This window comes from Pantoea sp. GD03673 (assembly GCF_029844725.1).
Lineage (GTDB): Bacteria > Pseudomonadota > Gammaproteobacteria > Enterobacterales > Enterobacteriaceae > Pantoea.
Map to the genome: position 1 here is coordinate 216415 of NZ_JAOCKJ010000005.1, position 24709 is coordinate 241123.

Here is a 24709-nt window from a genome sequence, read left to right on the forward strand (position 1 = left end):
TAACAGGAAGGAACAGCATGACAGATGTAACCGTAAAATCGCTGGCCGCAGAAATTCAGACTCCGGTCGATCGCCTGGTACAGCAATTTGCTGATGCGGGGATCCCTAAGTCTGAAAACGACGCGGTAACCCAGCAAGAGAAAGAAACCTTACTATCTCATCTGAACCGCGAACACGGTCAGGTCGGTTCAGCTAAGCTGACGCTGCAGCGTAAAACGCGCAGCACCTTGAATATTCCAGGCACCGGGGGTAAAAGTAAGTCGGTGCAAATTGAAGTCCGCAAAAAGCGTACCTATGTGAAGGGTGATGCAGAGGCTGAGCAAGCTCAGGCAGAAGCTGAAGCCGAGGCGCAGCGTGAAGCGGAAGAGCAGGCGCAACGCGAGGCTGAAGAAAAAGCCCGTCGCGAAGCTGAACAGAAAGCGCAACGTGAAGCCGAAGATAAAGCCAGGCGCGAAGCCGCTGATAAGGCCAAGCGTGCAGCAGCGGAAAATGACAAAGTGACAAATCAACCTACCGACGAAGTGACCAGGGCTGCGCAATCAGACAAAGCCCGTCGCGAAGCTGAAGCTGCCGAACTGAAGCGTAAAGCTGAAGAAGAAGCCCGCCGTAAGCTGGAAGAGGCTGCCCGCCTCGTAGCCGAAGAAGCCCGCCGTCTGGCTGAAGAGAAATCAGCTGAGTGGGAAAAACCGGAAGAAGAGGATAAAGGCGACTATCACGTCACCACTTCGACCCATGCCCGTCAGGCAGAAGACGAAAACGACCGTCAGGTTGAAGCAGGCCGTGCGCGTGCGCGTACGACGGCTAAAGCTGCGCGTCCGGCGAAAAAAGGCAATAAACATTCTGAAGCCAAAACTGACCGTGAAGAAGCGCGTGCGCAGGTTCGTGGCGGTAAAGGCGGTAAGCATCGCAAACCTAGCGCACTGCAGCAGGGCTTCAACAAGCCAGCGCAGGCCGTTAACCGCGATGTTGTGATTGGCGAAACCATCACCGTAGCCGAACTGGCGAACAAAATGGCGGTGAAAGGTTCTCTGGTCATTAAAGCGATGATGAAGATGGGCGCAATGGCGACTATCAACCAGGTCATCGATCAGGAAACTGCACAACTCGTTGCCGAAGAGATGGGCCACAAAGTGACCCTGCGTCGTGAGAACGAGCTGGAAGAAGCGGTAATGGACGATCGTGATACCGATGCGGCACAGGAGTCTCGTGCGCCGGTTGTCACCATCATGGGTCACGTCGACCACGGTAAAACGTCTCTGCTGGACTATATCCGTTCCACTAAAATCGCCTCTGGCGAAGCGGGCGGGATTACACAGCACATCGGTGCTTACCACGTTGAAACCGACAACGGTATGGTGACCTTCCTGGATACCCCGGGCCACGCCGCGTTTACCGCGATGCGTGCTCGTGGTGCGCAGGCGACCGATATCGTTATCCTGGTCGTGGCAGCAGACGATGGCGTGATGCCGCAGACTATCGAAGCTATTCAGCACGCCAAAGCCGCGAAAGTGCCGGTTGTGGTTGCAGTGAACAAGTGCGATAAGCCAGAAGCGGATCCGGATCGTGTTAAAAACGAACTGACTCAGTACGGTATCATTCCGGAAGAGTGGGGCGGCGAAAACATGTTCGTGAATGTCTCTGCGAAAGCGGGTACCGGCATTGATGACCTGTTGAATGCAATCCTGCTGCAAGCGGAAGTTCTGGAACTGACCGCTATCCGTGAAGGTATGGCGAGCGGCGTGGTCATCGAATCCTTCCTGGACAAAGGTCGTGGTCCGGTTGCGACCGTGCTGGTACGTGAAGGTACGCTGAACAAAGGCGATATCGTCCTTTGTGGTTTCGAATATGGCCGTGTTCGTGCAATGCGTGACGAACTGGGTCGCGAAGTCCTGGAAGCGGGTCCTTCTATCCCGGTTGAGATCCTGGGTCTGTCCGGTGTCCCTGCTGCGGGTGATGAAGCGACTGTGGTCCGTGACGAGAAGAAAGCACGTGAAGTTGCGCTCTATCGTCAGGGCAAATTCCGCGAAGTTAAACTGGCTCGCCAGCAGAAATCTAAGCTTGAGAACATGTTTGCTAACATGACCGAAGGCGAAGTTTCTGAACTGAACATCGTTCTGAAAGCTGACGTTCAGGGTTCTGTGGAAGCAATCTCTGATTCCCTGCAGAAACTCTCCACCGACGAAGTGAAGGTGAAGATTGTCGGTTCAGGCGTGGGCGGGATTACCGAAACCGATGCGACCCTGGCTGCGGCCTCTAACGCTATCCTCCTTGGCTTCAACGTTCGTGCCGATGCCTCTGCGCGTCGCGTCATTGACTCAGAAAGCCTGGATCTGCGCTACTACTCCGTCATCTATAACCTGATTGACGAAGTGAAAGCCGCGATGAGCGGTATGCTGGCACCAGAGTACAAACAGCAGATCATTGGTCTGGCTGCGGTCCGCGACGTGTTCAAATCACCGAAGTTTGGCGCCATTGCCGGTTGTATGGTGACCGAAGGTAACATCAAACGTCACAATCCAATCCGCGTCCTGCGTGACAACGTGGTGATTTATGAAGGCGAGCTGGAATCTCTGCGTCGCTTCAAAGATGACGTCAACGAAGTGCGTAACGGCATGGAGTGTGGTATCGGCGTGAAGAACTACAACGACGTTCGCGTTGGCGATATGATCGAAGTGTTTGAAATCATCGAAATTAAACGCACCATCGAGTAATAGACTGCTGATGTGTTGCAATTTGGGAGGCCTCTGGCCTCCCGAATTATTTGGGAGAAATAATGATGGCGAAAGAATTTGGTCGCCCGCAGCGCGTGTCACAAGAGCTGCAAAAAGAGATAGCGATGATCCTGCAGCGTGAGATCAAAGATCCCCGTCTTGGCATGATGGTCACCGTATCGGGTGTTGAAGTGTCACGCGATCTCGCTTACGCAAAAGTGTTCGTGACGTTCCTCAACGACAAAGATGAAGATGCGATTAAGAACGGCCTGAAAGCGCTGAAAGAAGCCTCAGGTTACATCCGCATTCTGCTCGGTAAAGCGATGCGTCTGCGTATCGTGCCTGAGCTGACGTTCTTCTACGACAACTCGTTAGTGGAAGGGATGCGCATGTCCAATCTCGTCACCAGCGTTGTGAAAAATGATGCTGAGCGCCGTGGTCCGGAGACCACTGGCGATGACGAGGAGGCGTAATGAGTCGTCCGCGTCGTCGCGGTCGCGACGTCCATGGCGTGTTGTTGCTGGATAAGCCACAAGGCGTCTCGTCGAATGATGTTCTGCAGAAAGTGAAGCGTATCTTCAACGCTAATCGCGCAGGACATACCGGCGCGCTTGATCCACTGGCCACCGGCATGTTGCCGATCTGCCTGGGTGAAGCAACCAAGTTTTCGCAGTATCTGCTCGATTCCGACAAGCGCTACCGTGTGATTGCCCGACTGGGCGAGCGCACTGACACGTCAGACGCCGATGGCAACATCGTGCAGACGCGTCCGGTCAGCTTCAGTCAGGCCGATCTGGATAACGCCCTGGAGAGTTTCCGTGGCGACACGCTGCAGGTGCCCTCCATGTTTTCGGCGCTGAAGCATCAGGGGCGTCCGCTGTATGAATATGCGCGTCAGGGCATTGTGATTGAGCGTGAACCCCGCCCGATTACGGTCTATGAACTGCAGTTTATTCGCTGGCAGGATAATGAGCTGGAGCTGGAAATCCACTGCTCCAAGGGCACCTATATCCGTACCATCATCGATGACCTGGGCGAAAAGCTGGGATGCGGTGCGCATGTAACCATGCTGCGTCGTGTGCAGGTTGCCCGTTATCCGTATGAGCGGATGGTGACGCTGGAACAGCTCAATAGCCTGCTGACGGAAGCCACTGAAGCGGGTATCCCACTGGAAACGCAGCTCGATCCGCTGTTGTTGCCGATGGACAGTCCCGCCTCTGACTTCCCTGAAGTGAATATCCCGCCTGCGGTAGCTAATTTCTTCCGCCTGGGACAGCCGGTGCAGGCCAGTAACGCACCTGCGCAGGGACTGGTCAGAGTATCGGAAGGTGACGCGCGTAAATTTATCGGTATGGCAGAAATCGCCGATGATGGCCGCCTTGCGCCACGGCGTTTAGTGGTCGAGTATCAGGATTGAGCCGGGCGTTCACTTTTCGCTGATGGGGCATTTGCGTTGCTATCGGGCGCAGAGTAGAATAGCGCGGCTTTAAAGCGGGATGCTGAATTAGAGATCGGCACCCATACATTCATTTATTACTGGAGTTTATTATGTCTCTAAGCGTAGAAGCTAAAGCAGAGATCGTTGCTAAATATGGTCGTGGTGCAAACGACAGCGGTTCAACTGAAGTTCAGGTTGCCCTGCTGACCGCGCAGATTACCCATCTGCAGGGTCACTTCTCTGAGCACAAAAAAGACCACCACAGCCGCCGCGGTCTGCTGCGCATGGTATCTCAGCGTCGTAAGCTGCTGGACTACCTGAAGCGTAAAGACGTTGCACGCTACAGCAGCCTGATCGAAAGTCTCGGTCTGCGTCGCTAAGTCTGAAGAATCTGATCGTCGGGGCATTATGCGGGCATTTGCACTGTGTGCAGCTAACGATCAGATTTGTGCGAGTTTCGTGAAGAGGGGGCCTTTATGGCCCCTTTTTTCGAGCAATCGGCAGCAATCCGGGCCAAACTGATGTATTGTTGCTTAGTGTGATCTTTAGTTTGCAGAATTTCGCGCGGCTAATGAGAGGCTTTACCGCAGGGGCGGTCGAGGGTTGTCATTAGTCGCGAGGATGCAACTGAAGGTTGGTAATCAATGGCGGGCTACAGATAGCCCTGCCCCGAAGTTAAGGACTTTGATTTTGCTGAATCCGATCGTACGCAAATTCCAATATGGTCAACATACCGTCACGCTGGAAACCGGCATGATGGCTCGCCAGGCGACAGCCGCTGTCATGGTGAGCATGGACGATACCGCAGTGTTCGTCACTGTCGTAGGTCAGAAAAAATCTAAACCTGGTCAGGACTTCTTCCCGCTGACCGTAAACTATCAGGAGCGTACCTACGCTGCTGGTCGTATCCCAGGCAGCTTCTTCCGTCGTGAAGGCCGTCCAAGCGAAGGCGAAACGCTGATTGCGCGTCTGATTGACCGCCCGATTCGTCCGCTGTTCCCGGAAGGTTTTGTTAACGAAGTTCAGGTTATTGCAACCGTGGTTTCTGTTAACCCACAGGTTCACCCGGACATCGTTGCGATGATCGGTGCCTCTGCGGCACTGTCTCTTTCAGGTCTGCCTTTCAATGGCCCAATTGGTTCTGCACGCGTTGGCTACATCAACGATCAATATGTCCTGAACCCAACCGCAGATGAGCTGAAACAGTCTCGTCTGGATCTGGTGGTTGCCGGTACGCAGAATGCCGTGCTGATGGTTGAATCTGAAGCTGAGATCCTGTCAGAAGAGCAGATGTTGGGTGCGGTGGTCTTTGGTCACGACCAGCAGCAGATCGTTATCGAAAACATCAATGCGCTGGTTGCTGAAGCCGGCAAACCACGCTGGGACTGGCAGCCAGAAGCGGCTAACACCCCGCTGATTTCCCGCGTTGCTGCCCTGGCAGAATCGCGCATCAGCGATGCTTACCGCATCACTGACAAGCAGGAGCGTTACACGCAGGTTGGCGTCATCAAAGACGAAACCATTGCTGCACTGCTGGCTGAAGATGAAACCCTGGACAGCGCTGAAATTGGCGATATCGTTCACAGCCTTGAGAAGAACGTCGTTCGTACCCGCATCCTGAATGGCGAGCCACGCATCGATGGTCGTGAAAAAGATATGATCCGCGGTCTGGACGTTCGTACTGGCGTGCTGCCACGTACGCACGGTTCATCACTGTTCACCCGTGGTGAGACGCAGGCACTGGTAACGGCAACGCTGGGTACCACCCGCGATGCGCAGAACCTGGATGAGCTGATGGGCGAACGTACCGACAGCTTCCTGTTCCATTACAACTTCCCTCCCTACTCTGTCGGCGAAACCGGCATGGTTGGTTCGCCGAAGCGTCGTGAGATCGGTCACGGTCGTCTGGCGAAGCGCGGCGTGTTAGCGGTAATGCCTAAAGCGGAAGATTTCCCTTACACCGTTCGCGTGGTGTCTGAAATCACCGAATCTAACGGCTCTTCTTCAATGGCCTCTGTCTGCGGTGCCTCACTGGCGCTGATGGATGCTGGTGTGCCAATCAAAGCCGCCGTTGCGGGTATCGCAATGGGTCTGGTGAAAGAAGATGAGAAGTTTGTGGTTCTGTCTGACATCCTGGGCGATGAAGATCACCTGGGCGACATGGACTTCAAAGTAGCCGGTAGCCGTGAAGGTATCACCGCGCTGCAGATGGACATCAAAATCGAAGGCATCACGCGTGAAATCATGCAGGAAGCGCTGAACCAGGCCAAGGGTGCGCGTCTGCACATTCTGGGCGTGATGGAACAGGCTATCAGCACTCCGCGTACCGAGATTTCTGAATTTGCACCACGTATTTACACCATCAAGATCAGCTCTGACAAGATCAAAGATGTGATCGGTAAAGGCGGCTCAGTGATTCGTGCGCTGACCGAAGAGACGGGCACAACCATCGAAATCGAAGATGACGGCACCGTGAAAATCGCTGCGACCGATGGTCTGAAAGCGAAAGAAGCGATTCGTCGTATCGAAGAGATCACGGCAGAGATCGAAGTGGGCCGCATTTACAGTGGTAAAGTGACCCGCATCGTTGACTTCGGTGCCTTCGTTGCCATCGGCGGCGGTAAAGAAGGTCTGGTTCACATTTCACAAATCGCTGATAAGCGCGTTGAGAAAGTGACTGACTACCTGCAGATGGGTCAGGAAGTACCGGTTAAGGTGATGGAAGTTGATCGCCAGGGCCGCGTACGTCTGAGCATCAAAGAAGCGACAGAATCTAAGCCGCAGACTGAAGAAGCTGCAGCGGTGAGCACGCCTGACGCTGAATAAGTCGTTGCTGATTTGCCCCTCTTTGCCTGGCAGAGAGGGGCGTTTGTATCATCGCGAGGGCGGGAATCCTTGTGCACAGCAGGCGGATGACAGGATGGTTATCCCAATGTTTGTATTCGGGAGTGGGAAATGAAGCCTTTTCTGCGCTGGTGTTTTGTTGCGACAGCTTTGACGCTGGCAGGATGCAGCAACTCCAATTGGCGTAAGAACGAAGTTCTTGCAGTGCCTTTACAGCCCACACTGCAGCAGGAAGTGATACTGGCGCGCATGGAACAAATTCTTGCCAGTCGCGCTCTCACCGATGATGAACGCGCACAGCTGTTATATGAGCGCGGAGTGTTGTATGATAGTTTAGGTCTGCGGGCATTAGCGCGGAACGATTTTTCGCAAGCGCTGTCTATAAGACCAGATATGCCCGAGGTGTTTAACTACTTAGGCATATATTTAACGCAGGCGGGCAACTTTGATGCCGCCTATGAAGCGTTTGATTCTGTACTTGAGCTTGATCCAACTTACAACTATGCGCATTTAAACCGTGGTATCGCCCTCTATTACGGCGGTCGATACAAGTTAGCGCAAGATGATCTGCTGGCGTTTTATCAAGACGATCCTAACGATCCTTTCCGCAGCCTGTGGCTCTATCTCGTTGAACGTGAGATGGACGTCGACAAGGCAAAAGTTGCGCTTCAACAGCGCCACGACAAAGCGGTCAGAGACCAATGGGGATGGAATATTGTCGAGTTCTACCTTGGAGATATCAACGAGAAAACGTTGATGGAAAGTCTCAAGGCGGACGCAACGGATAACACCTCGCTCGCTGAACATCTCAGTGAAACCAACTTCTATTTAGGTAAGTACTACCTAAGTCTGGGGGAGAAGGACGACGCGAAAGCGTTGTTCAAACTGGCGGTGGCCAACAACGTCAACAACTTTGTTGAACACCGATACGCATTGTTGGAACTGGCGCAACTCGGCCAGGCACAAGACGATTTATCAGAATCTGACCAGCAATAGCTGACGAACTTATTTTGCCTGTAAAACCTGTTAAGTCATCATCTTAAGGGATGAGGGCTTTTCTGTTCGTCAAAACTTCTAATTTGAGCCGGTTCACACTTTTTGATGAAAATGACTGAAAGTTTTCACGACGAGTTATGTAGACTGGCCGCCGAAATCTAAGAGGCACGTGTACTACATGACTGATATTCAAACCACTTTTGCTGACCTTGGCCTGAACGCCGACATCCTTGAATCACTGAATGGCATGGGCTACGTAAAGCCATCCCCAATCCAGGCTGAGTGTATTCCTCACCTGCTGGCGGGCCGTGACGTATTAGGTATGGCGCAGACCGGGAGTGGTAAAACTGCGGCATTCTCTCTGCCGCTGTTAAACAACATTGACCCGACTGTTAAAGCACCACAGATTCTGGTGCTGGCACCTACCCGCGAACTGGCGGTACAGGTTGCTGAAGCAGTAACTGAATTCTCTAAACACATGCGCGGCCTGAACGTGGTTGCCCTGTACGGCGGCCAGCGCTATGACGTGCAGCTGCGTGCACTGCGTCAGGGACCACAGGTTGTTGTGGGTACCCCTGGTCGTCTGCTTGACCATCTGAAACGCGGCACGTTAGACCTTTCTAACCTGCGCGGCCTGGTGCTGGACGAAGCCGACGAAATGCTGCGTATGGGCTTCATCGAAGATGTTGAAACCATCATGGCGCAGATTCCAGCCGGTCATCAGACGGCGCTGTTCTCTGCCACCATGCCGGAAGCGATTCGTCGTATTACTAAACGCTTCATGAAAGATCCACAGGAAGTGCGTATTCAGTCAAGCATGACGACGCGCCCTGACATCAGCCAGAGCTACTGGACCGCTTACGGTCGTAAAACAGACGCACTGGTTCGCTTCCTGGAAGCAGAAGACTTTGATGCTGCCATCATCTTCGTGCGTACTAAAAACGCAACGCTGGAAGTGGCAGAAGCGCTGGAGCGCAGTGGCTACAACAGCGCTGCACTGAACGGTGATATGAACCAGGCACTGCGTGAGCAGACGCTGGAGCGCCTGAAAGATGGTCGTCTGGACATCCTGATTGCAACCGACGTTGCGGCCCGTGGTCTGGACGTTGAGCGTATCAGCCTGGTTGTAAACTACGACATCCCGATGGATGCAGAATCTTACGTTCACCGTATCGGCCGTACCGGTCGTGCAGGTCGTGCTGGCCGTGCGCTGCTGTTCGTTGAGAACCGCGAGCGTCGTCTGCTGCGCAATATCGAACGTACAATGAAGCTGACCATCCCTGAAGTCGAACTGCCTAACGCAGAACTGCTGGGTGAGCGTCGTCTGGCCAAGTTTGCCGCGAAAGTTCAGCAGCAGCTGGAAAGCAGCGATCTGGATCAGTACCGCGCTCTGCTGACGAAAATGCAGCCTGAAGATGAGCTGGATCTGGAAACGCTGGCAGCCGCACTGCTGAAGATGGCACAGGGCGAACGTCCTCTGATTCTGCCACCAGAAGCGCCGCGTCCGGCACGTCGCGAATACCGCGATCGTGATGACCGTGATGGCCGTCGTGACAGCCGTGAAGCGCGTGGTGACTCTCGTGGTCAACGTGAAAGCCGTGATGGCGATCGTCCACGTCGTGAACGTCGTGACGTTGGCGAAATGCAGCTGTACCGCATTGAAGTTGGCCGTGATGATGGTGTTGAAGTTCGTCACATCGTTGGCGCTATCGCTAACGAAGGCGACATCAGCAGCCGTTACATCGGTAACATCAAGCTGTTCGGTAACCACTCGACTATCGAGCTGCCGAAAGGCATGCCAGGCGATGTGCTGCAGCACTTCACCCGTACGCGTATTCTGAACAAACCTATGAATATGCAGCTGCTGGGTGATGCACAGCCAAACGAAGGTCGTGGTGACCGTCGTCCGGCCGGTGGTGATCGTCGCAATGGTCCAGGCGCTGGCAACCGTGAAGGTGGTCGTCGCTTCTCTTCAGAGCGCCGTGAAGGTGGTCGTGAAGGCGGTCGCAGCTTCAACCGTGAAGGCGGTCGTGGTCCACGTCGTGAAGAGGGCGCTGCCGCTCCACGTCGTCGTGATGCATAACGACTTCGCGTCGTAACGAAAAGGGAAGCCACTGGCTTCCCTTTTTTTATGGCCGTCAGGCACCGCCACTGATCATGACGCGCTCCCCGCTGACGTAAGCGGACTCCTCCGATGCCAGAAACAGCGCAACCTGCGCCACATCCTCCGGAAGACCAAAACGCCCCAGCGGTGTGGCAGCCAGCAGTTGCGCCTTGAGCTGCGGACTCATCCTCTTCGCAGCCAGTAATCCCTCGGTCAGGATCATGCCGGGAGCCAGGGCATTAACCCGGATATTTATTGGGCCCAGTTCGCGTGCCAGTCCCTGAGTCAGCGTATCCACCGCGCCTTTCGTTGCTGCCCAGAGGACGGAACCCGGCGTGCTGTTTTTGCTGTTCAGGGCGCTGAGGTTGATGATACTGCCGCCGTGCGCGGGGAAGTGACGAATGGCCTGCTGACAGACCAGCAGCGTGCCGAGCAGGTTAACGTTAATCTGCTGCTGCATCTCCTCCAGCGTGAGCGCCGCAAACTCGCCGTGATGAAAGCTGCCCGCATTATTCACCACAATGTCGGGAGCACCGAAACAGTCCACAGTGGTTGTGAACAGCCGCTCCACATCCCGCAGAAGAGAGATGTCTGCCTGTACCGCCACGGCTTCACTGCCCAGGGTGGCGATATCACTGACCACGTCAGCCGCTCCCACCTCATCCTGGTGGTAATTAACCACGACCCGTGCGCCCGCTGCGGCAAACGCGATGGCAATCGCCGCACCAATCCCTTTTGAGGCCCCTGTCACCAGGGCGATTTTGTTCTGCAGTGCTTTCATTATGTCATTCTCCGCCGTAATGATTGCGTCGAAAGACTATGCGCGCAGGTGACGAAAAGCGGGTAGCGCAATCCTGCAAGCTTTTTGCACGATCCTGCAAAAGTGCTGCAACAGGACAGGCATTTCGTCTGGCGTCAGGTAATATCGGCACAGCGAGCGGAAGGGGAGAATGTAATGACAGAGAGTGACAAGTGGCAGGCGCTGGCACAGTTAATTGCCCGTCATGCACCCGAGGATGGCCGGCATTCAAGTGCCATTGATTGCCTGTTTTTTGGCCGGGTTTCAGCCCCCACTGAGCCGATGCACTTTGCTCAATGGGCCAGTTTTGCGCTGGTAGCCCAGGGCAGTAAAGCGCTGCATATGGGGGATGAGGTCCTGCACTATGGACCGGGCGATCTGCTGCTGGTGACGCTGGATATGCCGGTGCGGGCGTGCGTCACCGTCGCCACGCCGGACAAGCCTAACCTTGGGATAGGTATCGCCATCAATGAATCCCGGCTCATGCGCTACCTTGAACAGTTTCCTCCGACGCTGCCGCTGGCGACAGCAGGCAATGAACGCGGCGTCGCAGTGCATAAGGTCTCACCGCTGCTGGTGGACGCGGTGATCCGACTGGTGCGCCTGCTTGACCACCCGGAAGATATTGAGGCGCTGGCTCCGCTGATTGAGCAGGAGATTTTCTACCGACTGCTGACCGGGCCGGAAGGCTCACGCATACTTAATATGGCGCTGGCTGAGCGTCCGGGCAACCGGGTCGCGCAGGCTGCTCGCTGGCTGCGGGAAAATTTTCATCAGCCATTGAAGATCGACCAGCTCGCCAGCAGTGTCGGCATGAGCATCTCTTCGCTGCATCATCACTTCAAAGCCGTTACGGCCATGACGCCGATGCAATACCAGAAACAACTGCGATTGAATGAGGCGCGACGTCTGATGATGGTGGAAAAGCTGGATGCCGGAACGGCAGGCTATCGGGTAGGGTATCAGAGCGCCTCACAGTTCAGCCGGGAGTATCGCCGCCTGTACGGGCAATCTCCGGCCAGAGATAATCGTCAGCTGGCGGTGAGCACGGAGATCATCCGCCCACCGCAAAACTGATTAGAGGCTGTTTGCTGCGTCCATCGCGATGGCGAAGGAGCGCAGACGCGCTTCGCAGTCAAAAATCTGGCCGTTAACCATGATTTCATCCGCCTGCGTTTCACGCATCAGCGAGGCCAGGCCATGACGCACCTTATCGGTATCGCCGACCAGCGACATGCTGAGTGCCTGCTGTACGCCATACTGCTCTGACGGCGACCAGAGATTATCCATGTTCTCAACCGGTGCCGGTAACGGGCCAGGCTTGCCGCGGCGCAGGTTAATGAACTGCTGCTGTTGCGAGGTAAACAGGAAGCGCGCATCACGCTCATTGTCAGCGGCAACCACGTTAATGCAGACCGTGGCATACGGCTTATCGAGACGCGCCGAGGGCTGGAAATTCTCACGGTAGACGTGCAGCGCCTGGAACAGCTGGTCAGGCGCGAAATGGGAGGCAAAGGCGAACGGCAGGCCCATTTTTGCGGACAGCTGCGCGCTGTAGAGGCTGGAGCCAAGCAGCCAGACCGGGATCTTCAGGCCCAGACCCGGCACCGGCTGAACCGGCAGCTGCGTATCTGCATCAGCATCAAACCAGTTAATCAGTTCAGCCACATCTTCGGGGAAGGTGTCGGCGTGCATGCTGGCCTGATGACGGCGCAGCGCCATCATCGTGCGCTGGTCAGAACCCGGCGCGCGACCTAAACCGAGATCGATACGACCAGGATAGAGAGAGGCCAGGGTGCCAAACTGCTCAGCGATCACCAGCGGCGCATGGTTCGGCAGCATAATGCCGCCGGAGCCCAGCTTCAGGGTCTCTGTGTTCGCCGCCAGATAGCCGATCAGCACCGACGTCGCAGCACTGGCAATCCCTGTCATGTTGTGATGTTCAGCCAGCCAGTAGCGTTCAAAGCCCAGTTTTTCAGCCTGACGCGCCAGCGCCAGTGAATTGTGGAACGCATCCCGTGCGGTCGCGCCCTGTGGAATCGGCGCAAGATCCAGCACGGACAGGCGAAGAGGTTTTTTATCAGACATGACTACTCCCGTTGTATGGCGCAGGCGTAAAACCTGCACCATTTAGTATTACGCATCATTCCTTATATTAAAACTGCTAACCTCAGCAGGAATATAGCCGGTATGTGCTTTTATTCAGGATGCCAGCGTCATGCCCGCCAGTTTACGCCAGTAACCGTTACAATCGCTGCCTTTCGCGACCATTAACGGCGCCTGACCGTTTTCATTCGCACGGAAACGGTCGATTTCCGCCAGCGTCGCGCTGTCCTGTGGTGAGAGCCGGACACAGTCGACGTTGCCATGCATCCCTGCCAGATCGTTACCCAGGTTGTAGCAGTAGCCGCTCATGGTCTGAATGCCATTGAGGACGAACACCTGCTGCCCCTCCTGAGAGTTGACGCGGCGGCCTGTCGGATAGTGAATGCAGCAGGTTTCGCAGTCATCTTTCGCACGGTTTTCCGAGCGGGCAGTGAAACAGCGTGCGGAGAGCGCCAGCGGCAGATGACCGTAGCCCAGCACTTCCACCTCAAACTGCTGACGGATACCCCGGGTTTCACACTGCGCCAGCAGCTGAAGCAGCCAGTCACGCGACATCTCTACCGGCATACACCAGCGCGTCATGCCTTCTTTGACCAGCAGCTGCAGCGTGTCCGCGTTATAGACATTCAGCGTCGGGCCCGCGACAAAGGGCAGATGGCGCTCTGCGGCCATATTGACCGTGCCGATGTCATTGGCTTCAATCAGGAACTCGCCGTTCTCTACGTAGCGCTGCAGCTCTTTCAGTTCAGAAGGGGATTGCAGCAGCGCCAGCGTGCTGAGTACCACCTGCTTGCCGCTGGCTGCCACGTCACGCGCCAGCGCCATCCAGCGGGCATAGGGTGTGGCGCGGCGTTTACTGCACACCGCTTCGCCGAGGTAGATAATATCCGCGCTACTGCGGGCAGCCTGCTGATAAAAATCTTCCAGCGTATCGTTCGGCCAGTACCAGAGTACCGGCCCAAGGGCATATTGCATCATGACTCCTTATTGCCATTCACGGTGATAAGCACCCAGCGTGGTTTGCGTGCCTTCAGAGAGATCGCCCAGCGTCTTCATCCACTGTGGTTCGACGTCAAACCGGTCCGGCTGCGCCTTGCAGCGATCGATTGCCTGACGCCAGACGCGTGCCACATCAGCAACGTAGGCGGGGCTGCGCTGCCGGCCTTCGATTTTCACCGAGGCGATGCCTGCCCGCAGCAGCTCCGGCAGCAGTGCCAGGGTGTTGAGGCTGGTGGGTTCTTCCAGTACGTGATAACGCTGATGGTTGACCTCATACCGGCCTTTGCAGAGCGTCGGATAACCCGCGCTTTCATCAGCGGCGTAGCGATCAATCAGCACTTCATTAAGACGTGACTCCATGCCCTGCGGCGTCTGCTGCCAGCGTACAAATTTTGCCGGGGAGCAGGCACCTGCGCTGTTGGGCGACTCGCCGGTCAGCCAGGAAGAGAGGTAGCAGCGGCCTTCCGCCATAATGCACAGGCTGCCAAAGGCGAACACCTCCAGCGGTACCGGCGTGCCGCGTGCCAGCTGCTTAACCTGATGAATCGACAGCACGCGTGGCAGCACGACCCGCTGCAGACTGAAGTGGCGATGATAAAAACGAATCGCCTCCAGATTGGTCGCCGAAGCCTGCACAGAAAGATGACGTTCAACCGCGGGATAGTTCTTCGCGGCATACTCCAGCGTGGCAATATCGGCCAGAATCAGTGCGTCGGCCCCGTTTTGCGCCGCGACATCAATCGCCCGCTGCCAGCGTCCCATGCCATCCGGGTGGGCAAAGGTATTGATCGCCACATGCAGTTTGCGGCGATGCTGATGCAGATAGCGCGCCGCTTCAGCCAGCTTTTTATCGGTGAAGTTCAGGCCTGCAAAATGACGGGCGTTGGTGTCATCCTTCAGTCCCACATAGACCGCATCCGCGCCATTCTCTGTGGCGGTGCGCACTGCGGGTAAGTTTCCAGCCGGGCAGAGCAGTTCCATAGGTGTTCCTCTCAACATGCGATGGGCGTCGAGTCTAGGCATCTGGTCCGGTGAGCGTGTTGATTTGGGGCAGTGAAATTCCAGTTCATCCGCCCTGGCGGCGCTTTTTTTCCTTCATCGCGGCGGTTTTTATTGATCTCAGAGGAGGCGCGCCGAAAAGGATATGGCAATATACGTAAAATTTTCTGAAGGGAGGGAAGAAAGTGTTAAAGCGGATACATGCCCATTGTGTGAAAAACGGTCCTAAAATCTTAGGGTTACCCGCAGCGCTTACCCCATTCCCGGTCAAAAAGTTGCTTTTGCAACAACTCTTAAACTGGCAATTTCGCCATGCTTTGGCTGAAGGTGAGTTAGACTTTCTGAACGGTCGCCTGCTGGGTATCGGGATTGCCGATCTCAATCTGCAATGGATAACCACGCTGCAGGATGGCCGACTGGCGGTATTGCAACAGTCCGAAGCGGATGTCTGGTTTCGGGGCAATGCCAATGATCTGTTGCTGGTGGCAGCACGTAAAGCAGATCCCGACATGCTGTTCTTTCAACGCCGTCTGGTGATTGAAGGTGACACAGAACTGGGACTTGAGGTGAAGAACGTAATGGATGCTATTGAACCCGAGGCTATGCCCACCGCGTTACGCACGGCTATTGAGCAGATGGCGGCATTTGTCGACGCTGGCATGAAACAGGACGCGAAGGCCGCACAGGCGCGCGCGGGTGCCGCATGTTGATCCGTAGCGAAATTGGTGTTGATGCTGCAGGCATCGACGCGCTGCTCAGACGCTGCTTCAGCCGTCCAGCCGAGGCGGAACTGACTCAGGCACTGCGTGAAGATGGCCTGCTGACCTTAGGCGTGGTCGCCACGGATGACGAGGGACAGGTGCTGGGTTATGCCGCCTTCAGTCCGGTCAGCGTCCAGGGAGACGATCGCGGCTGGGTTGCCCTGGCACCGCTGGCTGTTGATGAGACGCTGCGCGGTCAGGGCATTGCCAGCAAGCTGATTTATGAGGGGCTGGATACGCTCAATGAATTTGGCTACAGCGCGGTTGTGGTGCTGGGCGATCCGGCGCTGTTCAACCGGTTTGGTTTTGAACCGGCGGCACGCCACGGCCTGCGCAGTCGCTGGCCGGGAACAGAGGCAACGTTCCAGGTCTATCGTCTGGCGGACAATGCCTGTGACGGCGCGGAAGGGCAGATCGACTACGCCGAACCCTTTAATCGGCAGCCGTAATACCCAGCCAGCTCTCCAGACTGAGCGGTTGACCCGCCACCAGCAGTAACTTCTGCTGACGGGTCAGTTGTTTAACCTGATACTCCAGTCTGGAGGCGCTGGCGCGATCGCCCGCCTCACAGTGAAACACCAGGTCCAGCGGACCTTTGCCGCGCAGCGCACGGGCGCCGCGTCCGCTCTGGTGCTCAGCAAACCGGCGCAACACATCCGTGGTAATACCGGTGTACAGGCTCCCTTTCGCCGTCCGGACGATGTAGAGTTGCCACTGCTTCATCGCAATCATTTCCCAAAAAAAGGTGCCGTGCAGTGTAGCGTGCTTCACGTTCCGGTGCACCGCCAGGAGTTTATCTTGTCCGATCACGCCCATCTGGTTCGCTACCTCAGAAAGCAGCATGTGCTTTCACTCTGCTGTACCGCCGGCGATCAACTCTGGTGCGCTAACTGCTACTACGTCTTTGATGAAACGCAGATGGTCTTCTGGATCATGACCGAACCCGATACCCGCCACGGTGAACTGATGGCGCAGAATCCGCAGGTTGCGGGCACCATCAATGGCCAGCCCCGCAGCGTGCTGCTGATTAAAGGGGTGCAGTATCGTGGCCGGGTTAAACGGCTGGAGGAGGCAACAGAGCAGCGTGCCCGAGCCGCCTATCAAAAACGTTTTCCGATCTCACGCAAGGTGTCGGCTCCGCTGTGGGAGATTGTGCTGGATGAGGTAAAGATGACGGATAATGCGCTGGGATTCGGCAAAAAAATTGCCTGGCAGCGGGAGAAATAACCACGCCCCTTTCAGCAGAAAAGGGCGTAGCGTAGCGGGTTTACAGCGCTTCGAGGATCCGCAGGGATTCACGATTAAAGGCGGGTAAATCGTCCGGCGTCCGGCTGGTGACCAGCTTATCGCCGTCCACCACCACTTCCTTGTCATGGAAGTCAGCACCGGCATTGATCAGGTCAATGGCAACGGCTTTAACGGTGGTCATCTTGCGACCGCGCACGCCATTCGCGCTAATCAGCAGCTGTGGACCGTGGCAGATGGCAAAGATCGGTTTGCCGCTGGCGACAAACTCTTTGGTAAAGGCGACGAAACGATCGTCACCGCGCAGGGCGTCTGGCGAATGGCCGCCTGGCAGCAGCAGGGCATCAAATTCTGCCGGGCTGACGTCATCAATGCTGCGATCGATGGTCACTTCCGCTTCGCCTTTCTTGCCCTTTATGACATTACCGGCCTGTTTCTCAATGGTCACCACCTCAAAACCAGCGCCTTTGTAGGCTTCCGCAGGTGAGGTAAATTCTGAGTCTTCAAATTCATCGGTAATCAAAACCGCAACTTTCTTGCTCATCTTTTTTCCTCCTTAAATATGTGGAGCGCGAGGCGCGCTTTCAGGTTAACGCTGTAAGCCTGGTCGCTGAGCGTGAGAACGCAAGCCAGCCCGTTAAGATCAGCTATCTTTTAAGCTGTCAGCAGTGAAATAAGGACGAATCTGAGATGAATCGCGTATTACTGACCGGTGCCACCGGCTTAGTCGGGTCGCATCTGCTGCGCTTACTGATTGAGGATCCACGCGTTGATGAAATCATCGCGCCCACCCGTCGGCCACTGCCCGCGATGCGCAAAGTGGTCAATCCGGTTGAAGCCGATCTTACGGATGTGCTGGGGCCGCTGCAAAGCTCGCTGGACACGGTATTCTGCTGTCTGGGCACTACGCGCAGGCAGGCGGGCAGCAAACAGGCCTTTATCCACGTCGATTACACCCTGGTTGTGGACAGCGGACTAAGCGGGTTACGTCTGGGGGCGAAGCAGATGCTGGTCGTCAGCGCACACGGTGCCAGCCGTCACTCGCCGTTTTTGTATAATCGCGTCAAAGGCGAAATGGAAAATGCCCTGCGTCATCAGGGCTGGCCGCGTCTGACGCTGGTGCGGCCGTCACTGCTGCTGGGGGATCGTGCGCAGACACGCCGGGGTGAAAGCCTGGCGGGGCCGCTGTTCTCGCTTTTGCCAGGCAACTGGCGGGCGGTCCACGCACGCGACGTGGCACGCTGTCTGCATGAGCAGGCGTTCACGCCGGGGGGTGAGAGCGTCAACATCATTGAGTCGGGCGACATCCCGCGTCATTCAGCGTAACTGCCAGATAATCTGATTGCGGCTGCCGCGCCATTGCAGCGTGGCATCCTTCTCCTCTTCAACAAAGCGGCCATCGATCAGCACATCGAGATAGATCAGCACGGCACGCTGCGCCGCATTCAGCTCCTGCATCCGGTAGCCGGTCCAGAGCCAGATATCTTTACCGGGGCACGTCTGCCGCACCCGTTTCACCAGCCGACGAATGTGCGGTACGTTGTGCGGATGCAGCGGATCGCCGCCGCTCAGCGACAATCCCTGGCGCGGAATGCGTGTGTCCTGCAAATCCGCCAGCAGTTGCTCCTCCATCGCCAGCGTAAAGGGCTCGCCGGAATCAGTACGCCAGGTGCTCTGGTTGTAGCAGCCACGGCACTGATGTTCGCAACCGGCAACAAACAGCGTGCAGCGGGTGCCGGGGCCATTAACGATATCCACATCGTAGTAGCGATGGATATGCATCATCCCAGCGGTCCTTCTGCCAGATGTTTCACCCGACGCTGTACTTCCTGCTGCTTACCGGCGTTAAAAGGCCGGGCATCCGGGCTGCCCAGATAGCCGCAGACCCGCCGTGTCACAGAGACGCGCGCCGGGTCATGGTTGCCGCAATTCGGGCAGGTGAAACCACGGCTGGTACAGGTGAACTCGCCATTGAACCCGCACTCATAGCACTCATCAATCGGCGTATTGGTGCCGTAATAGGGCACGCGGTCGTAGCTGTAATCCCAGACATCCTCCAGCGCCTTGAGGTTGTGCTGCACGTTCGGGTATTCGCCGTAACAGATGAATCCGCCATTCGCCAGCGGCGGATAGGGTGCTTCAAAGTCGATCTTGTCATAGGGATTCACTTTCTTCTCAACGTCGAGGTGGAAGCTGTTGGTGTAATAGCCCTTGTCGGTGACACCCGGCACCAGACCAAACTGCGCTGCATCAAGACGACAGAAGCGGTCGCACAGATTCTCGCTCGGCGTGCTGTAAAGGCTGAAACCGTAGCCTGTTTCTGCTTTCCAGCGCTCGGTTGCCTCGCGCATATACGCAATGATCTCCACGCCTTTAGCGCGCAGTGCCGCGTCATCATAGGGGTGCTGGTGACCGCCGCTGAGCGCATTCAGGGTTTCGTGCAGGCCGATGTAGCCCAGCGACAGTGACGCACGCCCATTGCGGAAAATCGGCCCCACCTCATCATCGGCCTTCAGCCGGACGCCACAGGCCCCTTCCATGTAGAGGATGGGCGCGACGCGTGCTTTGGTCTTCTCCAGGCGCGCCACCCGCGTCATCAGCGCCCGCTTAGCCAGCAGCAGGCGCGCATCGAGCAGCGTCCAGAAACGCGCTTCATCGCCCGCTGCTTCCAGCGCGATGCGCGGCAGGTTCAGGCTGATCACGCCAATGTTGTTGCGGCCTTCATGGATCTGCTCGCCATTCTCTTCATAAACGCCCAGGAAGCTGCGGCAGCCCATCGGGGTTTTGAACGAGCCGGTGACTTTCACCACCTGATCGTAATTGAGGATGTCGGGATACATCCGCTTGCTGGCGCATTCCAGCGCCAGTTGCTTAATGTCGTAATTGACGTCGCCCGCCCGGCGGTTAACGCCTTCACGAATGCTGAACACCAGTTTAGGAAACACCGCCGTTTTGCGATTTTTGCCCAGTCCGGCCAGCCGGTTACGCAGAATCGACTGCTGGATCAGCCGGGCCGCCCAGTCAGTCCCCAGACCGAAACCAAAAGTGACAAACGGCGTCTGGCCGTTGGCGGTGTGCAGGGTATTCACCTCATACTCCAGTGACTGAAAGGCGTCGTAGCACTCCTTCTCCGTCCGCTGGCGCGCATAACGCTCTGACTGCGGGATCTGCCACTGTTCAGCAATGGCCAGATGCCGGGCATAGCTCTGCTCAACAAACGGGGCCAGCACTTCATCAATGCGGTTAATGGTGGTGCCGCCGTAAATGTGGCTGGCAACCTGCGCGATGATCTGCGCCGTCACGGCGGTGGCGGTGGCGATCGACTTCGGTGGCTCGATCTCAGCATTGCCCATTTTGAAACCATTGGTCAGCATGCCTTTAAGATCGATCAGCATGCAGTTGAACATCGGGAAGAAGGGCGAATAGTCGAGATCGTGATAGTGGATCTCACCGCGCTCATGCGCCAGGACGATATCGCGCGGCAGGATCTGCTGCTGTGCGTAGTGCTTCGCCACGATCCCGGCCAGCAGATCGCGCTGTGTCGGGATCACTTTGCTGTCTTTATTGGCATTCTCGTTCAGCAGCGCCGCGTTAGTCTGATCGACCAGACCGCGAATGGCGTGATGTAACTGGCTCTGACGATCGCGGGCGACATCGCGATCGTGACGGTACTCAATCCAGGCGCGCGCCAGTTGCGGGTAAGGGCCCGCCATCAGCGTCTCTTCTACCGCACACTGAATCTCACTGATAGCCACTTCCGGACGATCGGCCAGCCGCAGGGCAACGCGCTCAGCGACCTGCGCGCACCAGGCCGCATCGTCGACGTCTGCTGCCTTAGCCGCCGCCGCCACGGCCTGCTCAATACGCTGCGCATCAAAGCCAGTCCGGCATCCATCACGCTTGATTACCACCCTCGCCATTTCTCTCTCCGTTAACTACATATGGGGTCGGGGTTGATTCTAATCCCTACATGTAGTGATTTTCGGAAATTAATACGCGCCGGTTTGACCTGAAACAAAGAAGCCTCAACATGGTGGATCATGCTGGCTGGTGTAAAAATGGGGGGACAGGTTGCCGTTTGGTGCGGGGGAGCGGCGGGCAGCGCTGACGTGCTGAACCCGCCGACGTGACGTCAGGCCGGGCCGCTGACTGAATGGCGGCGCACCAGCGTCGGGCTGAACATGTGGGTCACTTCCGGCAGCGGCAGATCGTTGGCCAGCGCCAGTGCCAGCTGGGCCGCCTGCTGCGCCATGGTGACAATGGGATAGCGGACGGTGGTGAGGCGTGGTCGCACATAGCGCGACACCAGCACATCATCGAAGCCGATCAGCGACATCTCTTCCGGTACGCGGACGCCGTTATCGCTCAGCACCGCCAGCGCGCCTGCCGCCATGGAGTCGTTGTAGCAGGCGACGGCGGTGAAATTCCTGCCACGCCCCAGCAGTTCCGTCATCGCCTGCTCGCCGCCCACTTCGTCCGGCTCACCCCAGGTCACGAGCCGATCGCTGCACGGCAGACCGTGTTCTTTCAGCGCATCGTAATAACCCTGCAGGCGATCTTCGGCATCGGAAATGGTGTGGGTCGAACAGATAAAGGCAATATTCTGATGGCCGAGCTGGATCAGATGACGCGTTGCCAGCCAGGCGCCGTAGCGATCGTCGAGCGCAATACAGCGCTTTTCAAAGCCTTTTATCAGGCGGTTCAGCACCACCATACCCGGCACCTGCTTCATCAGCACTTCCAGTTCGGCATCGGGAATTTTTTTGGCGTGAACCACCAGCGCCGCGCAGCGGTGACGCATCAGTTGTTCAATGGCCTGCCGCTCTTTTTGCTCATTATGGTAACCGTTACCAATCAGCAAAAAGTTACCGGTGTCGCCTGCGACCTCATCAACCGCTTTAACCATTGCGCCAAAAAAGGGATCGGAGACGTCACCGACAATCAGGCCGAGCGTTTCGGTCGATTGCTGCGCCAGCGCACGTGCGTTGGCATTCGGGTGATACTGAAGCTGCTCCATTGCCTGGCCTACGGCCTGCCGGGAGCTGTCGCTGGCTTTGGGAGAATTATTGATTACACGGGAGACTGTGGCGACAGAAACGCCAGCCAGTCGCGCAACATCCTTTATGGTAGCCATGCGTTGACCTGCTTTGGGGAAAACGTTTACACATCGCATCAGTGTTACGGAAAAGGGCGGACACATCAACCCGACAGAATGCCAGCGTCGTCGCAAAATCGGACCATGCGGCACATCTTCTGCTCAGCCGTTGCACCATGTTATGCTCAGGCTCCCACCTGGCTACCGTGAAAAACAACGATGAAAACCAAAGTGCCACATCTGGCGCACTGGGGCGCGTTTACCGCCGTCACTGAAAACGATCGCCTGATTGGCTGCGAACCTTTCTTCGCTGATGCCGATCCGTCTCCGATGATCCACACCATCCCTGAACTGGTTTACTCCGACAAACGCATTCGCCAGCCGATGGTGCGCCGCTCGTGGCTGAAGTCACGCGAAAAGAGCGACCGCACGCTGCGTGGCCGGGAAGATTTTGTCGCCGTTGACTGGGAAACCGCGCTGGATCTGGTGGCGGAAGAGAATCGCCGCGTCCGTGCGCGCTACGGTGCGTCGGGCATTTTCAACGGCTCCTACGGCTGGTCGTCGGCCGGACGCGTCAACCATGCCCGCACGCTGGTGCGTCGCTTCTACTTTCAGGGCGGGGGCGGCGTCGATCAGCAGGGTAACTACAGCTGGGGTGCCGCGCAGTTCTTCCTGCCTTATGTGATTGGCACCTATATGCCGCTGACCGGGCGCGTCACCGAATGGCCGCAGGTGGTGGAACATGCCGAAATTTTTGTCGCCTTTGGCGGACTGGCGCTGATAAACGCCCAGGTTGCTTCCGGGGGGGCAGGGCAGCACAGCCTGAAACCGGCGCTGATGCAGCTGGCGGCTAAAGGCACGCCGGTGATCAACATCAGCCCGATGCGCGATGACTGCCCGGACTTTGTGAACGCCGAGTGGATCCCGATTCGCCCCAATACCGATGTGGCGCTGATGCTGGCGCTGGGTCATGAGATCACCCGGCGCGGCGCGGCAGATGAAGCGTTTCTCGCCAGCCACTGTACGGGCTGGCCGCAGCTGCGCGCCTATCTGCTGGGCGAGACCGACGGCGTAGCGAAAACCGCTGGCTGGGCCAGCCGTATCACCGGCATTCCGGCAGACCGAATTGTGCAGCTGGCGCAGCAGCTGACCGGCAAACGCAGCTTTATTACCTGCTCCTATTCCGTGCAGCGCGCCCATCGCGGCGAACAGCCTTACTGGATGATGATTGCGCTCTCCTCAATGCTCGGCCAGCCCGGCCTGCCAGGTGCGGGGTTCTCCTTTGGCCACGGGTCGATGAACAGCGTGGGCAACCCGCGTCAGGAAGGGCCAGCACCCATGATGAGCACCGGGCCTAATCCCGGCGGGCTGTCGATTCCGGTGGCGCGCATCAGCGATATGCTGCTCAATCCCGGCCAGCCCTATCACTTCCAGGGCGAAACCCTGCACTATCCCGACATCCATATGGTGCACTGGGCGGGTGGCAATCCTTTCCACCATCACCAGCAGCTGAACCGGCTGGTGGAAGGCTGGCAACGGCCCGATACGGTGGTGGTACAGGATATCGTCTGGACGCCCGCCGCGCAGATGGCGGACATCGTGCTGCCCGCGACCACCACGCTGGAGCGCAACGACATCGGCGGCTCCTCACGTGACCGCTTTGTGCTGGCGATGCATCAGGCGATTAAGCCGCAGCACCAGGCGCGCAACGACTTCGATATTTTTGCTGACCTGGCAGAGCGCCTCGGTTATCGCGACACGTTCACCGAAGGGCGCAACGAGATGCAGTGGATCGCCCATCTTTATCAGCAGTGTGCGACCGCGCATCAGCGCAAAGGCATCGATTTCCCCGAATTTGATGAATTCTGGCAGCGCGGCTTTGTGGAAATTCCGGAAGGCGGCAGGCCTTATCAGTTTATGGAGGATTTCCGTGCGGATCCGCAGGCGAATCCGATTAAAACCGCCAGCGGCAAAATCGAGCTGTTCAGCCAGACCATTGCGGACTACCAACTGGACGATTTCGCCGGTCACCCGGAATGGCGTGAACCGCAGGAGTGGCTTGGTTCGCCGATCAGCGGCGACTATCCGTTACACATGATCTCGATTCAGCCGTCCGACCGGTTACACAGTCAGCTGGATGCCACCGACACGGTGCAGGGCAATAAAACGGCCGGACACGAAACGCTTTACATGCATCCGCAGGATGCGGAAGCACGCGGGCTGGTGGCGGGCGATGTGATTGAGGTGAGCAACGCACGTGGTGTGATGCTGGCGGGCGTGCGGATCACAGAGGGCCTGACGCAGGGCGTGGTGATTATCGCCACCGGTGCCTGGTTTGACCCCGGCTTCGGCCAGGCGTGGCACCCTTACGATCGCGCCGGGAACCCGAACGTGCTGACGCTCGACATCGGCACCTCGTCGCTGACGCAGGGGCCCAACGCCATGAGTTGTCTGGTGGAAATCAAAAAACATCAGGATTGCACAATAGCGTAAGGATCTCATGGCTGGTTACATTTTGCCGGTAACTGTTGCGTTTGAGTGATGGCAGCCGATCAATCCCCTTTGCTACATTCAGGGTCCCAGAGGTATTGATGGGTGAACATCAATAGATT

Annotated in this window: 22 protein-coding genes; 13 read left to right on the plus strand and 9 right to left on the minus strand. The window is 56.9% G+C overall.

Annotation, left to right across the window (positions count from 1 at the left end; all coding sequences use genetic code 11):
- The first annotated feature begins 17 nt into the window (after positions 1–17).
- The 7 genes from infB to N5J69_RS11410 all read left to right on the plus strand — a co-directional run bounded on the left by infB (position 18) and on the right by N5J69_RS11410 (position 10072).
- A complete protein-coding gene (gene infB / locus N5J69_RS11380) occupies positions 18–2711 on the plus strand; it encodes a translation initiation factor IF-2 (protein WP_279770367.1) in 2694 nt (897 codons plus the stop codon).
- A gap of 65 nt (positions 2712–2776) precedes the next feature.
- Positions 2777–3184, plus strand: a complete 408-nt coding sequence (gene rbfA / locus N5J69_RS11385; RefSeq protein WP_279770662.1) for a 30S ribosome-binding factor RbfA — start codon at positions 2777–2779, stop codon at positions 3182–3184.
- Positions 3184–4128, plus strand: coding sequence for a tRNA pseudouridine(55) synthase TruB (gene truB / locus N5J69_RS11390; protein ID WP_279770368.1), 945 nt, complete (start codon positions 3184–3186; stop codon positions 4126–4128). Before rbfA ends, truB begins: the two co-directional genes overlap by 1 nt.
- 131 nt (positions 4129–4259) lie before the next feature.
- Positions 4260–4529 (plus strand): 30S ribosomal protein S15, encoded by a 270-nt coding sequence (gene rpsO, locus N5J69_RS11395; protein WP_003851063.1) that lies wholly within the window; start codon positions 4260–4262, stop codon positions 4527–4529.
- Positions 4530–4839: 310 nt separating this feature from the next.
- Positions 4840–6975: a polyribonucleotide nucleotidyltransferase gene (gene pnp, locus N5J69_RS11400; RefSeq protein WP_279770369.1), complete on the plus strand. Its 2136-nt coding sequence runs from the start codon at positions 4840–4842 to the stop codon at positions 6973–6975.
- Between the two features lie 129 nt (positions 6976–7104).
- Positions 7105–7989: a lipoprotein NlpI gene (nlpI, locus tag N5J69_RS11405; RefSeq protein WP_010251765.1), complete on the plus strand. Its 885-nt coding sequence runs from the start codon at positions 7105–7107 to the stop codon at positions 7987–7989.
- Between the two features lie 178 nt (positions 7990–8167).
- Entirely contained in the window at positions 8168–10072 is a 1905-nt protein-coding gene (locus N5J69_RS11410) for a DEAD/DEAH family ATP-dependent RNA helicase (protein ID WP_279770370.1), read from the plus strand.
- Positions 10073–10127: 55 nt separating this feature from the next.
- Here the strand turns inward: N5J69_RS11410 and N5J69_RS11415 are convergent, their stop codons facing one another.
- A complete protein-coding gene (locus N5J69_RS11415; protein WP_279770373.1) occupies positions 10128–10874 on the minus strand; it encodes a glucose 1-dehydrogenase in 747 nt (248 codons plus the stop codon).
- Positions 10875–11048: 174 nt separating this feature from the next.
- On the opposite strand from N5J69_RS11415, the gene N5J69_RS11420 reads away from it, so the two are divergent.
- Positions 11049–11969 (plus strand): AraC family transcriptional regulator, encoded by a 921-nt coding sequence (locus tag N5J69_RS11420; protein ID WP_279770375.1) that lies wholly within the window; start codon positions 11049–11051, stop codon positions 11967–11969.
- On the opposite strand, the gene N5J69_RS11425 is transcribed toward N5J69_RS11420, so the two are convergent.
- The 3 genes from N5J69_RS11425 to N5J69_RS11435 all read right to left on the minus strand — a co-directional run bounded on the left by N5J69_RS11425 (position 11970) and on the right by N5J69_RS11435 (position 14978).
- Entirely contained in the window at positions 11970–12980 is a 1011-nt protein-coding gene (locus N5J69_RS11425; RefSeq protein WP_279770377.1) for a luciferase-like monooxygenase, read from the minus strand. It abuts the gene before it with no gap.
- A gap of 114 nt (positions 12981–13094) precedes the next feature.
- A complete protein-coding gene (locus tag N5J69_RS11430) occupies positions 13095–13973 on the minus strand; it encodes a U32 family peptidase (protein WP_279770379.1) in 879 nt (292 codons plus the stop codon).
- Positions 13974–13982: 9 nt separating this feature from the next.
- A complete protein-coding gene (locus tag N5J69_RS11435; RefSeq protein ID WP_279770381.1) occupies positions 13983–14978 on the minus strand; it encodes a peptidase U32 family protein in 996 nt (331 codons plus the stop codon).
- 203 nt (positions 14979–15181) lie between these two features.
- Between N5J69_RS11435 and N5J69_RS11440 the strand changes: the two genes are divergently transcribed.
- Together N5J69_RS11440 and N5J69_RS11445 are read left to right on the plus strand one after the other, a co-directional pair.
- A complete protein-coding gene (locus tag N5J69_RS11440) occupies positions 15182–15706 on the plus strand; it encodes an SCP2 sterol-binding domain-containing protein (protein ID WP_279770382.1) in 525 nt (174 codons plus the stop codon).
- Entirely contained in the window at positions 15700–16206 is a 507-nt protein-coding gene (locus N5J69_RS11445) for an N-acetyltransferase (protein ID WP_279770383.1), read from the plus strand. Before N5J69_RS11440 ends, N5J69_RS11445 begins: the two co-directional genes overlap by 7 nt.
- Here N5J69_RS11445 and N5J69_RS11450 read toward each other — a convergent pair.
- On the minus strand, positions 16190–16480 hold the full coding sequence (locus N5J69_RS11450) for a GIY-YIG nuclease family protein (RefSeq protein ID WP_279770663.1): 291 nt from the start codon (positions 16478–16480) through the stop codon (positions 16190–16192). The genes N5J69_RS11445 and N5J69_RS11450 overlap by 17 nt on opposite strands.
- 75 nt (positions 16481–16555) lie before the next feature.
- On the opposite strand from N5J69_RS11450, the gene N5J69_RS11455 reads away from it, so the two are divergent.
- Complete coding sequence (locus N5J69_RS11455; RefSeq protein WP_279770384.1) at positions 16556–16984, plus strand: YhbP family protein; 429 nt, start codon at positions 16556–16558, stop codon at positions 16982–16984.
- 40 nt (positions 16985–17024) lie between these two features.
- Here N5J69_RS11455 and N5J69_RS11460 read toward each other — a convergent pair whose 3' ends face one another.
- Positions 17025–17546 carry a type 1 glutamine amidotransferase domain-containing protein gene (locus tag N5J69_RS11460; protein ID WP_279770386.1) on the minus strand — a complete coding sequence of 174 codons (522 nt, stop codon included), beginning with the start codon at positions 17544–17546 and terminating at the stop codon, positions 17025–17027.
- Between the two features lie 146 nt (positions 17547–17692).
- Here N5J69_RS11460 and N5J69_RS11465 point away from each other — a divergent pair, with 146 nt between their 5' ends.
- Positions 17693–18328 (plus strand): NAD-dependent epimerase/dehydratase family protein, encoded by a 636-nt coding sequence (locus N5J69_RS11465; RefSeq protein WP_279770388.1) that lies wholly within the window; start codon positions 17693–17695, stop codon positions 18326–18328.
- On the opposite strand, the gene nrdG is transcribed toward N5J69_RS11465, so the two are convergent.
- The 3 genes from nrdG to galR form a co-directional block, all read right to left on the minus strand.
- Entirely contained in the window at positions 18320–18787 is a 468-nt protein-coding gene (gene nrdG, locus N5J69_RS11470; RefSeq protein WP_279770390.1) for an anaerobic ribonucleoside-triphosphate reductase-activating protein, read from the minus strand. The two genes, N5J69_RS11465 and nrdG, sit on opposite strands and share 9 nt — an antisense overlap.
- Positions 18784–20922 (minus strand): anaerobic ribonucleoside-triphosphate reductase, encoded by a 2139-nt coding sequence (nrdD, locus tag N5J69_RS11475; protein WP_279770392.1) that lies wholly within the window; start codon positions 20920–20922, stop codon positions 18784–18786. The genes nrdG and nrdD overlap by 4 nt, the downstream gene beginning before the upstream one ends.
- Positions 20923–21134: 212 nt before the next feature.
- Positions 21135–22136: an HTH-type transcriptional regulator GalR gene (galR, locus tag N5J69_RS11480; protein WP_279770394.1), complete on the minus strand. Its 1002-nt coding sequence runs from the start codon at positions 22134–22136 to the stop codon at positions 21135–21137.
- Between the two features lie 180 nt (positions 22137–22316).
- Between galR and N5J69_RS11485 the strand changes: the two genes are divergently transcribed.
- Positions 22317–24590 carry a molybdopterin guanine dinucleotide-containing S/N-oxide reductase gene (locus N5J69_RS11485; protein WP_279770396.1) on the plus strand — a complete coding sequence of 758 codons (2274 nt, stop codon included), beginning with the start codon at positions 22317–22319 and terminating at the stop codon, positions 24588–24590.
- Positions 24591–24709 lie beyond the last annotated feature (119 nt).